The sequence below is a fragment of the Peribacillus sp. NPDC056705 genome, assembly GCF_043656335.1.
The window spans coordinates 195,396-211,287 of record NZ_JBHTYI010000001.1 but is presented as its reverse complement, the minus strand read 5'-3'; the positions used below and the strand labels follow the sequence as shown (position 1 = coordinate 211,287).

Here is a 15,892-nt window from a genome sequence, read left to right as displayed (position 1 = left end):
CATTTTTTTTAGGAATGTACAATTTGAACGTTGCCTCCAGGCTCCCTCTCCTGTCAACTTTGTATTAACTTTTATAGAGAAACCCATTTGCCTGCAAACTGAGCCATTCATCAGGAATTTGTATAATTTCACACGCATCATTTTCAAAACCTCCATTCTACATTTTAAATTCCAAGCCAAAATGAAGTATAATAAAGAGATGCTTCAAAAAACGCACCTTTAAAAAAGGTTCCCGCCCCTCATCAATTAGTTTTGTGAAGCGTGATGAGGATGAAGGATTTCAGGCATGGTTAACGTTAATGCCAGTTATTCCTGTTTATATCCGAACCGCTTATATTCAAGGGGATTTTTGACGATATTGACTTTTACAGGGTTTTTATGAATATACGGCTAGAAGCAGTGATGCCTTGTTCGATTAACTGGATTAGAACGTAAAGAGAACGGCCATGAAAAAAGCCCGCCAATCAATCTCGGGATGTAATATATGCAAGGCCCAAGAATAACCAGGGGCAGGATTACGATATGTTAAAGAACTGATGGTTCATGATCATACAAAAAATATAAATTTTGTTAAACAGGGCTTGTCCCTGAAGGAGGAGAGTATGGAGCGGGAGTTGTTGTTAGTTGGGGAGCGGCTGGCGGAATTTTTGGAGGCCGGGGATCCGGAAGATTCGGATGTGGTGAATCAAGGGCTCCAGTTATACCGTCAGGGGCTCGTTGATATTAAAGAAGAAGCGGCGGACACGATTGCGGCTGAGGTACAGGATGGGACACGCTTTAAGGCCAGGCTGAATCTGCTCTTCCCTCAGGATGGAAGCTGTACATGTGATTCAAGGTTCATATGCCGGCATCAAATGGCCGTTTTCTTTTCTGCATATTCTGAACACGCTAGTGTTTCCGAATGGCTGAGTGAATGGAAAGCGCCAAAAAACACCTCAACTGCACAAGCACTGCAGCAGGTTAAACGGGCAAGTGAATTACTTAAACAGACGGCGGGGAATTCCATCACCTTAGATAAAAGCTACCCATCATGGAAGCAATTCGTCCATGATGCCTTTGCGGAACATATCGAGCCTCATATAGGCGAGGCTACTTATATGATTGAAAATCATATACAAACTTACTTTAAACGCCTTAGCTCAAAAGCTCCAATGGAAAGGGAATGGAAGTTGCTTTATCATTTCGTTACGCAATTTTGCACGATGCAGCAGACACTGAGAGTGATTCAGCTGCATAAAAGTGAGACGCAAACGATCAGGGTCTTTTATGCACTTGCCGTCGACCTGGCAGAAGAGCTGCATGAATCGGTACAGCCGCTAAGCAGGCAAGCGAGGCCCTTCGCCTTTGATCCCTTCGTTTTCAGCATCAAGGAAGATGTAGCTAAACTACTGGATGGTGGAGAAGGCCTGGAATACGAAAAGATTGACCTCTACCGGGAGATATGGAGCTACTTGTTCTCCAACTCCTCATGGCGTAAAGAGGAACTGGAACGAATCAATAAGGAACTTCCCGACAAGTATATGGGCACTACAGAGAGGACGTCCTATTCCCTCGCAGCCATTCACCTATCCCTTTTGGAGAACCATGATAAACAAGCGATTGAGCTTCTTCATGAATTGAAGAAGGAAGCCTGTCCATACATTTTTTATTGGCTGAATCTCCTGGCTGAATCTGACAACCGGTCACGTGCCATCCCTTTCATTGAATTCATCAATCATAATGTCCAGGAATTCCTTGCCGGTTTATCCGATTATTACAAACGGGTGGATTTCGTCCGAACGTTCACGACTTTAATTAATAGTTGCTGTTATAAATTAAAACGGACTGATTTGCTTGAGAAATTTTACAGGGCCACCCTTCCGCACAGCTATTGGAACTATGCAAATTTCCTTTTTGAACAAGGACAATATAAAAAATGGGTGGAGATGCATATTTACTCGGAAATCAGCATTGACTTAATCAGCAGTGAATCCATCAAAGAAGTGGTTTCAAAAGAACCGGAACTAATCCTGCCCCTTTATTATCATGCGGTCCAGGAAAAGGTTTCTTTAAAAAACCGGCCTGCTTATAAGCAAGCTGTCCGTTATTTGAAAAGGATGCGCACCATCTATAAAAAGAGCAAAAAGGAAGACGTATTCGATCGTTATATACTTTATGTAGCAGATTCAACCAAACGGCTTCGCGCTTTCCAAGAAGAACTAAAAAGGGGTAAGCTTATCGATGTTTAATCCAGGGAAATTAAAAATCAAAATAGCGGCTCTCGAAAACGGAACCTACGCCCTTGGTGTCGTCAATGAAGAGAATACCTTCCTCACTACGAATTATATACGCAGGCTGTTATTCAACTGGGATGACGCAAGCTTTTATGGTACCAAAATGACTACGGATATAGTGGATGGAAATCAAGTATTCATTCTTGACGCTTGGGGACTTCTCAACTTTTTTGCTAGGGAAAGCTTTAACTCCTTCATAGATTGGGAGTGGTCCGAGTTATCCTCCCTCTGCCTTTCAGCAGCGCCCGTTCTACATGAATCCATTGAAGCCGGAATCCCCGTACCGGATTTCACTAATCTTCAGTTGGACTCCATCGGCTGGAAGCTGCCGGAAGAAGTGGAAGAGGAATTCCTCCCTTCCTTTTGGGAAGAAGAAATATCTTTGGATCTCCCTTCACCTGAACTGGAAACCAACCGTACTTTTATCGAAAAGTGGTATAACGGTGCCGCTAATATGTATTTAAAAAACTATTCACCCATGCAGCATAAATGGAGCGAAGCCGTCGGGGCATTAAAGGATACACGACTTTCTCCCGAAGAATTGCAGGCCTTTTTTGACAAAGACAGCTGGCAGGAATGGCTCGGTACGGTTCCTGATCCCAAGCCATTCACTATAGGTCTCCGCTTAACTGAGCCTCCTGATGGCAATGGGCCTTGGATACTCGATGTTACCCTTCGTTCAAAGAGGGATGAGAATATCATTGAAACATATACAGGAAAAAAACTGCCGCGCGGCTGGAATAAGTATGCAAGTGAAGTGGTGCGTGCTACGAAACGCTGGCAGCTCGTCGTGCCATGGCTTGGGGAGAATGGCCGTCTGAAAAGGGAAATTTCGGAAACAGATGCATGGGAATTCTTGACCGATGCAAGCGAAAAGCTCCTGTTTCTTGGCGTCGAAATTCTCCTTCCATCGTGGTGGCTTGCCTTGAAGGAGTCCTCATTGAAGGTCAAGGCGAAAGTGAAGAGCCAATCGAATCGCGGCCCGTCTTATGTCGGGTTAAAAGCTTTAATGGACTTTGATTGGCGGTTCTCATTAAATGGCAAAGAGCTCACCGAGGCGGAGTTCGAGGAGCTCGTCAATGAAAAAAGGCGGCTTGTCTTCATCCGCGGCCAATGGGTCAAGCTTGATCCAGCTTTCATTAAACAAATTCAGGAGCTGATGGAAACAGCTAATGAAAAGGGCATCCAATTGACAGACTTGCTGCAACAGGAACTGTTGAATGGCATAAATGAAGATGGCGATGACGATTCTGAAAACGACGAGATGCTCAGGATTCAATTTGAATTGAACCAGGAGCTCCGTAAAATGGTTGGAAGACTCCGGGAAACCAAGAACATTTCCATCCTGCCCGTCCCTAATGCACTTCAAGGTGATTTACGCCCCTATCAAAAACTGGGCATGAGCTGGCTCCTTTTTTTAAGGGAGCATGGTTTTGGTGCTTGTCTAGCCGACGATATGGGACTTGGAAAAACCGTCCAGATGATCGCCTACCTACTTCATGTGAAAGGCAAGGAAGGAGCCGGTAAAGAGCTCCCCACAGCCCCCAGGGATAAACATAAAAGTGAACCGATCATTGTCGAAGAGGATAGCGGCACAGAGAGCAGTGATGAGGCTGAGATCATTGCCACTGCCCCCGAATCCGTCTCTGTACAATCGGCGCTCATCGTCTGCCCGACATCGGTCCTGGGCAACTGGCAAAAGGAATTGGAGAAATTCGCACCATCACTTAAAGTTCACCTTCATTACGGATCGAATCGTGCTAAAGGTGAAGCATTTACTAAACTGGCAGCCGATCATGATATTGTCTTAACATCATATGGACTGACCCACCAAGATGAGGCTGAACTGACCACCATCCATTGGAGCAGCGTTATCCTTGATGAAGCGCAAAACATCAAGAATGCCCAAACAAAGCAATCCAAAGCGGTCCGCAAGCTAAACGGCAGACATCATATCGCCTTATCGGGTACGCCGATGGAAAACCGTTTAAGTGAGCTGTGGGCGATTTTCGACTTCATCAACAAAGGTTATCTCGGAACGCTAGGTCAGTTTCAGGAAAAATATGTGGCGACCATTGAGCGTGATGAACAGAAGGATAAAATCAAGGAATTGCAGCGTTTGATTCAGCCCTTCTTGCTTCGCCGTACAAAACGCGATAAAGAAGTCGCCCTTAATCTTCCAGATAAGCAAGAACAAAAGGAATTCGTTCCGCTTACCACCGAGCAAGCATCGTTGTATGAACAACTGATAAAAGATACATTCACTGATATCGAACAACTGTCTGCCTTTGAAAGAAAAGGCATCATCCTCCAGATGCTGAATAAGCTCAAGCAGCTTTGCAATCACCCAGCTCTTTACTTAAAAGAGACGGAGAAGGAAAATATCATGAAGGCACCTAACCGATCAGGCAAACTCGAGAAACTGACCGAGATTATCGATGCTGTCCGCGAACAGGATGAAAGCTGTCTCATTTTCACACAATATATCGGGATGGGCAATATGATTAAAGAATTGCTGGAAAAACGATATGGCTTTGAAGTGCCATTCCTGAACGGGAGTGCGAACAAGAAGCAGCGTGATGAAATGATCACCCGATTCCAAGATGGGGAATTCCCCATCTTCATACTCTCGTTGAAAGCAGGCGGCACTGGACTTAATCTTACAGAAGCGAACCACGTGATTCACTATGATCGCTGGTGGAACCCGGCTGTTGAGAATCAAGCCACCGACCGTGCTTACCGAATAGGGCAACAGCGTTTCGTTCACGTTCATAAGCTAATCTGCACAGGGACCCTGGAAGAAAAAATCGACCAGATGCTTGATAAAAAGCAAGCCCTGAACGACGAGATCATCAGCAGTGATAACTGGATCACCGAACTTTCCACAGAGGAAATCAAGGACTTGGTTGCTCTTCAATAACCCGCTCTCACGATGTGAAGATGAATGAGGGCAGGCTGTCAGCTTATCAAGACAAAAAAAGGGAGAATGCATATATGATATGCATTCCCCTTTTTTAATACATAAGCGTCCTGTAACTTTTAAACCCTGGTTCGAATACGTTTATCTGATTCAAAAAAGCGATTTCACCATAAAGAGAGCTGTGATCCAAATGATGATTGCAGAAATTTTATTTAATATTCCAAGGAATTTCCCGGATGTATCAACCTTTTTCAGCAATCGCCCCGCAAGACATAATCCATGGAACCAGCACCATGACACAAAGATGCACGTTATGGTGAATATCATTTTATCTTTCCCAGAATAAACAAGGGAGCTTGAACCGATTACACCTATCGTGTCCAAGATTGCATGCGGATTCAGTAACGAGACTGATAAAGTAAACACAATTTGCTTTTTGGCCGACATCTGCATGGATTTGGCACCTGCCTGTGAATTCGGTTTGGCAAACCAAATCTGAAAACCCATATACAATAAAAATATAACTCCGATTATGATTAATGTAAGGCGCAGCCAATCATATTGCATCACAACCAACGAAACACCTAAAATAGCTAACAGAATGAGCACTGTATCACAAATTGCAGCTGTGATCGTTGCTGGCAATGCTTTTTTTATTGTAGGTTGGATTGCACCTTGATTAAAAATGAATACATTTTGCACTCCCAACGGAAGTATCAGCCCTAATGCCAATAATAATCCATGAAAAAATGGCCCCATACGAATACCCCCTCCCCTCATATTCAGTATAATGAAAACAACAAAGGAATTAACCATCCAATTGGTTGGTTTTCAAACCAACCAATTTATAATGACTATAGAACATGAAAGGAGTGGTTTTCGCATGTTCATCGAATGGAGACCAAACCGGGCTTCCGACCAATCACTTCACCAACAAATTGCAGATTGGGTCAAACAACAAATTACACGAGGCGAATGGCCGGTTGGTACTAAGCTTCCATCACAACGCTCATTGGCCGACTCATTTGGTGTAAACCGAAGTACCCTCATCACAGCCATAGATGAGTTGATTGCAGACGGATTATTGGAAACTAAGATTGGATCCGGCACATTCGTTTCAAATAACACATGGAATGTGCTCGTCTCCAGCAAACAGCCCGACTGGAAAAACTATGTCCGGAATGGCCTTCATGAACCCAATTTAAAAACGATTCAGGACATTAATCAGTATGAAACGGATACCGCCATCATCAGATTGGGCACGGGCGAACTATCTCCAGCTCTATTGCCTACAAAACAAATCGAAAAGACGTTGCGATCCACTTCTTTTGATGCCCGCACATTAGGTTATTCCGAACCAAAGGGTGATAAGAGACTTCGCCAATGTATAAGTGCTTATTTAAAAACAAAAGGGATCAGCGCAAGTCCCAGCTCCCTCATGGTCGTTTCTGGCGGGCTCCAGGCACTCCAGTTGATTTCAGTTGGTTTACTTCAAAGGGGATCGTTGATCTTACATGAATCCCCTTCCTATTTAAATTCCATTCACCCTTTTCAATCTGCGGGCATGCAATTAGTAGGTTTATCAATACAAGGCAGGGAAAGTATTCCCACACAAATAAAGCGCATCAATGGAAGGAAGAAAGCGTCACTATTTTATACTGTTCCAACGTTTAACAATCCAACAAATACTACATGGACAAAAGAAGAAAGACTAAACCTCCTATCACTGTGCAAAAAAGAACAGATTCCGATTATTGAAGATGACGTATATAGTGATTTGTGGTTTGAAAAGGAACCGCCGCCGCCTTTAAAATCCCTTGATGCAGATGGCCTTGTATTGCACATTGGCAGTATGTCCAAAACATTGAGCCCCGGATTGCGTATCGGATGGATTGCTGGCCCGATAACTGTAATTGAACGTTTAGCGGACATTAAAATGCAAATGGATTACGGTTCCAGTGCCCTTTCCCAACACCTTGTGGCAGAATGGTTAGCAAATGGTCAATATTCAAGGCATTTAGAGTGGCTTAGGCATGAGCTGATAGATCGCAGAGATTTTACATTGACCCTACTCGATCAATATTTTAAGGGACTGGCTGAATGGCAAATACCTCAAGGCGGATTTTATATATGGTTAAAATTATGTAAACCCATCGTGAATCCAAACCTTTTCAAGCAAGCGATAAAGGAGAACATACTTCTTAATCCGGGATACATATACGAACCAAATAACCATACACATATACGGCTTTCCTATTCATACGCTTCGAAGGATCAATTAGCTTATGGCATCCAAGCCCTTTCAAAAATCATTCGGCGGATGGTTTGACATTTTGAAGGATAGGAGACGCTTATCATGTCGAGGAGCTGTTCGCGGCAGCTCCATTCTTATTGGGTAAAGTAACATATTAATGTCCTGCAGTTCCAGAAGATGATATTACGGATTGGCAGCTTTCACTTTTACGTTCCGCCCTTTTTGCTGGATGATGAAAAAAGAATGGTGATAGCCATGATTGATCATGATATGATCGAGGATTGCAGTAAGCGCCTCACCCTTATTCGGCTGATATGTCTCTGAACTTTCCTCAATGATGATTTTTTCTTGGTGGGGGTCATATTTAATAGATGTTTTAGCACCTCTTTCAAAAAAAGAAAGGGTTACTTCCTGACATAGAGGAAATTCCTGATAAGGTGAATCTGAGCGGGGATTCTTTTCAAAGGGAGAATGGACGTGCTGAAGTGCATCAAAAAAACTCGGTTTTGTAAGATATGATCTGTCGGTTCCTTTCCTTTCGAATTTCACTTTAATTCCGAGACTACTAACTTTATTGCTGGATTTCTTCTTATAATTCATAGATACCCTCCTTTTAGTAGGTTCTTTATACCTAATTCTTTCATCCTATTCCATATACCTGCCAGAAAATGAAATTACTTCCTCACTAATAGATTTCCATATTTGCACGGTGAAAACGCAGTAAACTACTTCATAATCCTTTCTAAAGAAATTCATTCATCAAATCCATACTCGGGAAATCTGATTACGCAAAAACAGCCCTCCTGGATAAGAGGGCTGTTTCTCATTATTTTTTGGCTTTATTGATATTAAAGGATTTCTTCGATTCATTTCCGGCAAGATCGGTCACCTTGAATTCAAACTTGTTGTTGCCTGTTTTAAGCGGCAACTCCAAATCCTCTATCTTCTTCTTATAGGCACGCATTTTGTATGGTTCCTTGAATTCATGATAGAATACTTCGCTTCCGTTCAGGTAAAGGCGGATTTCATCGAAATTATCCTCTACCGTCACGTCCACTTTTGGATTCTTTCCTTTGGCTCCCACAGTTTCCGGTACACCTTTAACTTTTAAACCTGGCTTTGTTGTATCGACCATAATCGTCCGTTTAAAGGAAACTGTGTTATCCCATTTATCGGTTGCTTTAACCGTGAAGCTTTGGACACCATCTACAAATTTCTTTTCATATGAGAATTGATATTTATTATTCGACTTGTTATACGTTACAGGTACCGTTTTATTGTCGATTTTAAATTCCGTTATTTCCGATGCTTCTTCAATTTCTCCAGTTATTTTGATTTTTGTTTTATTGTTCACACTCAAGGCTTCAGGACTCTTGATCTTTACAGCTGGTGCATGATTATCGATTGGAGCCGAATCGCTTGCTAATTCGGTTTCAGCCGTTTTTTCATTACCTGCATAGTCAATTGCCACAACCTGAACCTTTTCCCCTTTTACATCTGGCAGGGTGAACTGTTTCGCATTCGCCGGGAGCGGTTCTTTCATGATCGATGCTCCATCGACTTGCACATCGTAATAAGCAAGCCCTGAACCATTCAAATTATCCTTACCTTGGATGGTCAATACATTGCCTTTTTTCGAAATTTTGACTGTCGGCTTTACCGTATCGATTTTGATGGGCATTTTAAACGTCTGCCATTTAGCACCCTCGTAATCTATCATCGCTTTGATTTCAAAATAATAGACCCCATCCTTAGCGAGTGCATTATTGATTTTACCGTCCCATTTACGGGCTGGATCCAGGGTGTATGCAGTTCCCCTTCCGCCATCATAATAGTCCTTACGTACATTATTCTCTGTGCGAAGTTTCCGGACTGACTTGTTTTCACCATTCAATATATTGTATTCTACCTTTTTCGCATTCCTTAAGAATGATAGGACCGGCACGAAGTCATCCTGTGCCCCATCACCATTTGGGGAAATTGCAATATTTTTGCCATTGAATGTTTTTCCCGCAGGGTCATAGCCGAGATAAGTGAAATCTTCACCTGCAGTCGATACTCCCCCTGCCATTCCATAGAAAGACTCTTTATCATATTTAGTGCCATCCAGGATCGGGGCTTTGTCCCACTCTCCTTTAAACCCTACATACGGTACATTCAGTTCCGGATTCGTATCGGCTGGATCCTTCAATGAGATGAACCCTTCAACAAAATATCCGTTTGGAAAGATCTTGTCAATGTCTACAAGAGTCTGAAGGTCATCTCCAAGTACCTTTGCATTGGATATGTCCACTTTCACTTCGAATGTAACCGATTTTTTTGCAGGAACGGTAATCTTATTTGTATTTTTATTATTGATTTTAATCGTAGCGTTCTTAATTTCCTGTGCTTCCAGCTCATTAGCGGAATAACCCAGCTGTCCCTGGATTGAATAGTCCGTTTGGATGTTTCCTTTTACATCATACTTGACCGCTTTGTTGCTGAAGTTTTCAACCTTTAAAGTAAAGGCGAACTTATTGCCGATCTCCTTCATTGCAACCTTCGCTTCTTTCGTGAATGCCTCGGTCACGACAGCAGGTGTGGACAATGCGGATTGCAGCTGCATGACCCCGGCTCCCTGCCTGCGAGGCGAGTAAGGGTTTTCCCAGTCAAAGGCCTTATTGACGACCCCCTGATCCGTTAAAGGTTTTGAAGTATTCATCATTAGATTTTTAGCTAAATTAGCCCGGGCAGATCCTTCTAATTTAAATTCTTTATCCACTCTTTCAAGAACCAGTGCCGAGCCTCCGGAAACATGTGGTGCTGCCATTGAAGTACCGCTCATCATTCCATATTCATCGTTGTTCAGCGTCGAATAAATTTGTCCGCCCGGAGCAGTGATTTCCGGTTTGAAATCCAAGTTCGGTGCTACTCCCCATGAACTGAATGAGCTCATTTTCCCTGCTTCTGGATTTACAGCTTTTGTTTTATCCCCATTAAAGGTAATCTTCACCTTTTCACCATCCGTTATGGCCGCTTTCAGCTTTGCACCATCCGATTTCAACATGAACAGCTGAGGTATGGTGATGCTTGGATCTGTAGCCATGGAAATATATCCGTCAGCATTATTGTAAATGATGACTCCTGTCGCTCCTGCTGCCTGGGCATTTTGCGCCTTTTCTATAAAAGAAAGCGTACCGCGCTCGATGAGGGCGAACTTGCCTTTAACATCCACTTTGGAAAGCTCCTCAGGCGTCCCAAGTCCTGCTGCCACCAAGTCATGTGTTTTATCCTTCAAAGCATTGGGGTGTACGCTTGAAGCCGACATGAACGGAGCTTTACCTGCTTGTCCGTTTACATCATAAGTCGCTGCATCCAAATCCATATAGTTATTCTCTACCGATGCCACTTGTACAGAATCGTAAGCAAGCCCAGGTGAACCTGAAACGCCAATATCCGGGTTCGAGGCTGATGGGTTTGCAAAACCATTTCCAAAGTGTGCCGAGTTTCCTGCTGAAATCGACATGAGGATCCCATTATCAACAGCCCTGGATACCGCCTGCTGCTCCGGATCTTCTGCTGATACAAAACCTGCAGTAGAGCCAAGGCTCATATTCAGCACATCCGCCCCAAGGATAATGGCATCATCAATCGCCTTAATGTATATATCGCCCCATGTTGTCTGCATGTCGGGATCATTCCCGAAGACCTTTAAAGCAAGGAGCTGGGCTTCAGGAGCAACCCCTTTAATGCCGCCATTCTCTTCATCTCCATTGGCACCAGCCGTACCCGCTACATGCATTCCATGCATGGAAGCCCCTTCACCAAGGTCAAGGATTTCTTCATTTTCATCCATGTAATTGTATCCATAAGGTACCTTCGCCGTATAATAATTGCCTAATAGATGGCTAGATTCCTTTATCCCGCTTATTTCACTTTCAGTCAGCTCAGCCTTAGTCTCGTCGTTCAGGACCATATCACGGTGAGATGGGTCAATTCCAGTATCGATAATCCCGACGACCATCCCTTCCCCTTTATATCCATATTCCCGCCAAGCTTCCTGGGCTTGGACAAGTTCTTTACTATATAGCATCTCGGGTTTTTCTACAGGACGTTCATATTCATTCGCAATATGTACTTCAGCAACTTCAGGCATGGCTTCCACCTTTTTGATTTCACCATACTGAAGTTCACCACTGAACCCATTTACGACTGTCGTAAAACTTTCAAGTTCCTTGAAAGCTATTTTTTTCTCTTTCACCTTTTTTTTCAATTTCTTCTGATTAGCTAGCTTTTCGGACTTTAATTGTTGTTTCTTACTTTTAGATAACTGTTTAAAAAGTTTCCCTTCTTTCGAAGCTATTTCTATTGCCGGGGCTTCCTTCATCTCTACGATGACCCTGACCTTCTCATTGCTTTTGTACTTCTTCGCCAAATCATTATTCTTCAGCTTTATAATACTTTCCTGATTCTTCTTACCTGCACTGCCCGAGCCTGTCGGGGAATCTGGTAGCTTGGCTGCGGAAACGCTTGCAGTAAATACTAATAGAAAGATTGCTAGAATGGACAAGCTACGTTTAATCAATGAACTTTCCTCCTCTAAAATAATCAATTTTTGGAATATTCTTACTGAGTATAAAAGTATCACAACTTTTGGGGTGATTTTAAGGGGTAATAGTCACTATTTTCCTATTTCGATCTAGGCTTATGTTATTATTTTTCATATTTTAATAGATTTACACGATAAACGAAAAAAGATGGTGATGTTAAACTAACATCACCCTTTTTATTCTAGTTTTTCATTCTTGGATCCAATGCATCGCGCAGCCCATCCCCCATTAGGTTAAAGCCAAGTACCGTAAGCATGATCGCAAGGCCAGGGAAAAGAACCGTCCATGGTGCCTGAATGATGAACGCCCTGGAATCGGCAAGCATTTTTCCCCACTCTGGTGCTGGCGGCTGAGCTCCGAGTCCGAGAAAGCCCAGTGCCGCACACTCAATTATGGCAGTAGCAATCGCCAAGGTACCTTGAACGATGATCGGTGCAAGACTATTCGGAAGGATGTGGTGAAGGAGAATCCGACCATCCCCCATTCCAATTGCCTTCGCAGCCGTTACATATTCCTCTTCTTTCACCGTTAAGACCCGTGAACGTAAAAGCCGGCCGAATATCGGGACATTGACGATGGCAATGGCAATAAGTGCGTTGCGAAGGGAAGGTCCCAAAACGGCTACGACAGCAATGGCAAGCAAGATACTTGGAAAGGCCAGAATGATGTCAAAGACCCTCGATATGATTGTATCTATCCACTTGCCGTAATAACCGGCAATGATTCCTAAAAAAGACCCAACCACGACAGATCCGGCAACAGATAAGAAGCCGACCCCTATTGATATGCGCGAGCCATAAATGACCCTGCTCAAAATATCACGTCCAAATTCATCCGTTCCGAACCAATGCTCTGCAGACGGTGCTAAATGTTTATCACTTAGCCTTTGCCCCTCAAATGAATAAGGTGCAATAAGGGGCGCGAAGATGGCGATTAAGATAAAAAATGCAACAATCCCCAGACCCACAAGGGCTACCTTATTTTTCCTAAAACTCCTCCATCCTTCCTTCCAGGGAGAGATGACCTTTTCCTCTGCCTCTTTTGGAGGAAGGATTGGTGAAGTATTCGTTGCTATTTCAGGCATGAGTTTCCCTCCCTATTTATACTTAATCCTAGGATCGATCGCTGCATACAACAAGTCCACAACTAGATTAATCATGACAAACAAAAAGGCGATGACGAGAATTCCGGACTGTATCACCGGATAATCCCGAGATAGTATTGCATCATAAATATATGTACCGATACCTGGCCATCCAAAAATATTTTCCGTTAATATGGCGCCGCCTAACAGTAATCCTGTCTGCAGGCCGATCACCGTCACCACTGGAATCAGGGCATTCTTAAGGGAGTGCTTGTAAACAACCCAAAACATTCTCATTCCTTTGGCACGAGCCGTACGGATGAAATCCGATCTCATAACTTCCAGCATGGACGAACGTGTCATCCTTGCAATAATGGCCATCGGTATGGTCGCAAGCGCAATCCCCGGCAATATGAGATGTTTGATCACCTCAAAAAACTGATCAACCCTGCCAGCTATGAGTGTATCTATCAAATACAGGCCGGTCATGGCCTCAACGGGATCCCTGATATTATCCCGCCCTGTCGTGGGAAGTAAATCCCATTGAATTGAAACGATGTATTGCTCCATTAATCCCAGCCAGAAAATAGGCATGGACAAACCAATCAACGCAATAACCATGGCGATATAATCAAACCATGAGTTTTGAAACCAAGCTGATATTATCCCTGCATTCACGCCTATGACCACGGCGATGATCATGGCGATCAAGGCCAGTTCTATCGTGGCCATTAGGTATGGCCCAATTTCCTCGGAAACCGGACTATTCGTTTTTAACGAAACACCCAGGTCTCCCTTTAACAAGCCTGATAAATAATCCCAAAACTGGATGAACCAAGGTTTATCCAGACCAAGTTCCTTTGTCATTGCAGCGACTGCCTCTTCCGTTGCTTGCTGCCCTAAAATCACCTGTGCTGGATTTCCAGGAATCGCCCGAATCATCATGAATACAATAAATGCCATTCCAAGTAACACTGGAATGAGAGATCCTAAACGTCGTACGGTATAGGAAAACAAAACAATCACCCGCCTTTTAATAAGGGTCCTTCGAAGCGCCCTTGATCATTTTGAAATACATTCCATAACAAAACCGGGAAGCATGCAAGACTCCATACTACCCGGTTCGTACGGTTAATTTTCTAGTGATACATTAACAAGGGATTGTGAACCAGTTGGATGTGGAACAAACCCTTTGACCGTCTTAGATCCGGCTAACTGCGGTAAAGAGTGTACAAGCGGAACCCATGGAGCATCTTCATGGATGATTTCCTGTGCTTTTCCATACAGCACATTGCGCTTGGCTTCATCTGCCGTGGACTGAGCTTCGATCAGCAGTTTATGGACCTCATCGTTTGCGTAACGGGCATAGTTGTTGGAGCCGATATTATCTTTATCCAATAATGTATAAAGGAAGTTATCCGCATCTCCATTATCTCCTGTCCAGCCCATCATGAAGGATTGGGCTTCACCAGCCTGCACTTTCTCTAAATATGCAGCCCATTCGTACGAAACGATATTCGCTTCGATGCCGACTTGTTTTAGGTTTGCTTGAATGGCTTCAGCCACTTTTTGACCATCTGGCATATATGGGCGCGGTACCGGCATTGCCCATAGGTCCATTTTAAATCCGTCTTCAAGTCCAGCCTTTTTCAGCAGTTCTTTCGCTTTTTCTACATCATAATCATAGTCTTCGACTTTGTCATTGTAGCCAGAAACGGATGGCGGCATAGGATTCTTGGCAGGCTCTGCTGTGCCTTCATAAAAATTATCAATGATTTCCTTTTTATTGATCAAATGCGAGATCGCTTGACGCACTTCTTTCTTGTCGAATGGCGCTTTCTCAACATTGAAAGCAAAGTACCCGACGTTCATGGATGCTCGTTCGAATATTTGCAGGTTTTCATCTCCTGTAACCTTACTGATATCACTTGGGTTCAACCCGTCCATCAGGTCGATTTCACCCTTGATTGCAGCATTTAATCGCGCAGAGTTATCTTTAATGACCTTAAACGTGATTCCATCAAGTTTCGGCAGTCCTTCTTGCCAGTAGTCATCGTTTTTCACCACTTCAATCGTATCGCCAGGTTTCCATGATTTGAATTTGAAAGGACCTGTACCAGATGGATTTTTAGTGAAGTCATCACCCTCTTTTTCAATTCCAGCCGGACTGGCTATTGCAAATGTAGGCATAGCAAGGTTTTTCAGGAACGGCGCCTGCGGACGGTTCAAAGTGAATTCCACCGTGCTGGCATCGACCGCTTTTACTTCTTTGATGACATGGCCTTCATCACCTTCAAATCCTCCGAACATGGAGGCATAGTACGCAAATTTACCCTCATCCTTACTTTGTGCCCAACGTTGAAAGTTTTTTACGACAGCATCTGCATTGAAATCAGTACCATCATGGAACTTGATTCCGGTTTTCAATTTGAATGTGTATGTTTTTGCGTCATCGGACACTTCCCATGATTCTGCAAGACCCGGATTGATTTCCGTATCATCTTCCCCATATTTCACAAGCGTTTCAAAAATCTGCTGTGTGACGATGAATGATTCCCCATCTGTTACGATGGCCGGGTCAAGACCGACAGCGTCTCCGCCTTTACCGTATATCAATACGCCGCCCTTCGCTTCACTCGATCCCCCTTTACCATCATCTTTCTCTTTTGATGTAGACGAGGAGCATCCCGCAAGCGCTAGCGAAAGAGCCAGGATACCAACCAGCAATAATGCCAATGTTTTCTTCATATTCTTCCCCCTTATTATTTGCGA

Annotated in this window: 9 protein-coding genes; 3 read left to right on the top strand and 6 right to left on the bottom strand. The window is 43.6% G+C overall.

Annotated elements, in window-relative coordinates:
* Window positions 1-602 precede the first annotated feature (602 nt).
* Both ACFRAK_RS01005 and ACFRAK_RS01000 read left to right on the top strand, forming a co-directional pair.
* Window positions 603-2,228 carry a hypothetical protein gene (locus ACFRAK_RS01005; RefSeq protein WP_394571175.1) on the top strand — a complete coding sequence of 542 codons (1,626 nt, stop codon included), beginning with the start codon at window positions 603-605 and terminating at the stop codon, window positions 2,226-2,228.
* Entirely contained in the window at window positions 2,221-5,193 is a 2,973-nt protein-coding gene (locus tag ACFRAK_RS01000) for a DEAD/DEAH box helicase (RefSeq protein WP_394571174.1), read from the top strand. Before ACFRAK_RS01005 ends, ACFRAK_RS01000 begins: the two co-directional genes overlap by 8 nt.
* A 150-nt stretch (window positions 5,194-5,343) precedes the next feature.
* Here ACFRAK_RS01000 and ACFRAK_RS00995 read toward each other — a convergent pair whose 3' ends face one another.
* Window positions 5,344-5,952 (bottom strand): LysE/ArgO family amino acid transporter, encoded by a 609-nt coding sequence (locus ACFRAK_RS00995; protein WP_387601267.1) that lies wholly within the window; start codon window positions 5,950-5,952, stop codon window positions 5,344-5,346.
* A gap of 124 nt (window positions 5,953-6,076) precedes the next feature.
* Here ACFRAK_RS00995 and ACFRAK_RS00990 point away from each other — a divergent pair, with 124 nt between their 5' ends.
* The gene (locus ACFRAK_RS00990) at window positions 6,077-7,522 is read left to right on the top strand and encodes an aminotransferase-like domain-containing protein (RefSeq protein WP_394571173.1); all 1,446 of its coding nucleotides are present in this window, start codon (window positions 6,077-6,079) and stop codon (window positions 7,520-7,522) included.
* Between the two features lie 108 nt (window positions 7,523-7,630).
* Here ACFRAK_RS00990 and ACFRAK_RS00985 read toward each other — a convergent pair whose 3' ends face one another.
* From ACFRAK_RS00985 to ACFRAK_RS00965, 5 genes are all read right to left on the bottom strand, one after another.
* Window positions 7,631-8,047: a hypothetical protein gene (locus ACFRAK_RS00985; protein WP_387704461.1), complete on the bottom strand. Its 417-nt coding sequence runs from the start codon at window positions 8,045-8,047 to the stop codon at window positions 7,631-7,633.
* A gap of 226 nt (window positions 8,048-8,273) precedes the next feature.
* Entirely contained in the window at window positions 8,274-12,011 is a 3,738-nt protein-coding gene (locus ACFRAK_RS00980) for a S8 family serine peptidase (RefSeq protein ID WP_394571172.1), read from the bottom strand.
* Between the two features lie 206 nt (window positions 12,012-12,217).
* Window positions 12,218-13,120 (bottom strand): ABC transporter permease, encoded by a 903-nt coding sequence (locus ACFRAK_RS00975; protein ID WP_387601279.1) that lies wholly within the window; start codon window positions 13,118-13,120, stop codon window positions 12,218-12,220.
* A 12-nt stretch (window positions 13,121-13,132) separates the two neighbouring features.
* On the bottom strand, window positions 13,133-14,137 hold the full coding sequence (locus ACFRAK_RS00970) for an ABC transporter permease (protein WP_387601282.1): 1,005 nt from the start codon (window positions 14,135-14,137) through the stop codon (window positions 13,133-13,135).
* A gap of 114 nt (window positions 14,138-14,251) precedes the next feature.
* Entirely contained in the window at window positions 14,252-15,868 is a 1,617-nt protein-coding gene (locus ACFRAK_RS00965) for an ABC transporter substrate-binding protein (RefSeq protein WP_387601285.1), read from the bottom strand.
* Window positions 15,869-15,892: the final 24 nt, after the last annotated feature.

What these genes read in the sequence shown, in the direction of transcription:
- ACFRAK_RS00990 (WP_394571173.1), top strand. Translation starts at nt 6,077, where the DNA reads ATGTTCATCGAATGGAGACCAAACCGGGCTTCCGACCAATCACTTCAC.
- ACFRAK_RS01005 (WP_394571175.1), top strand. Translation starts at nt 603, where the DNA reads ATGGAGCGGGAGTTGTTGTTAGTTGGGGAGCGGCTGGCGGAATTTTTG.
- ACFRAK_RS00965 (WP_387601285.1), bottom strand. Translation starts at nt 15,868, where the DNA reads ATGAAGAAAACATTGGCATTATTGCTGGTTGGTATCCTGGCTCTTTCG.
- ACFRAK_RS00975 (WP_387601279.1), bottom strand. Translation starts at nt 13,120, where the DNA reads ATGCCTGAAATAGCAACGAATACTTCACCAATCCTTCCTCCAAAAGAG.
- ACFRAK_RS00995 (WP_387601267.1), bottom strand. Translation starts at nt 5,952, where the DNA reads ATGGGGCCATTTTTTCATGGATTATTATTGGCATTAGGGCTGATACTT.
- ACFRAK_RS01000 (WP_394571174.1), top strand. Translation starts at nt 2,221, where the DNA reads ATGTTTAATCCAGGGAAATTAAAAATCAAAATAGCGGCTCTCGAAAAC.
- ACFRAK_RS00985 (WP_387704461.1), bottom strand. Translation starts at nt 8,047, where the DNA reads ATGAATTATAAGAAGAAATCCAGCAATAAAGTTAGTAGTCTCGGAATT.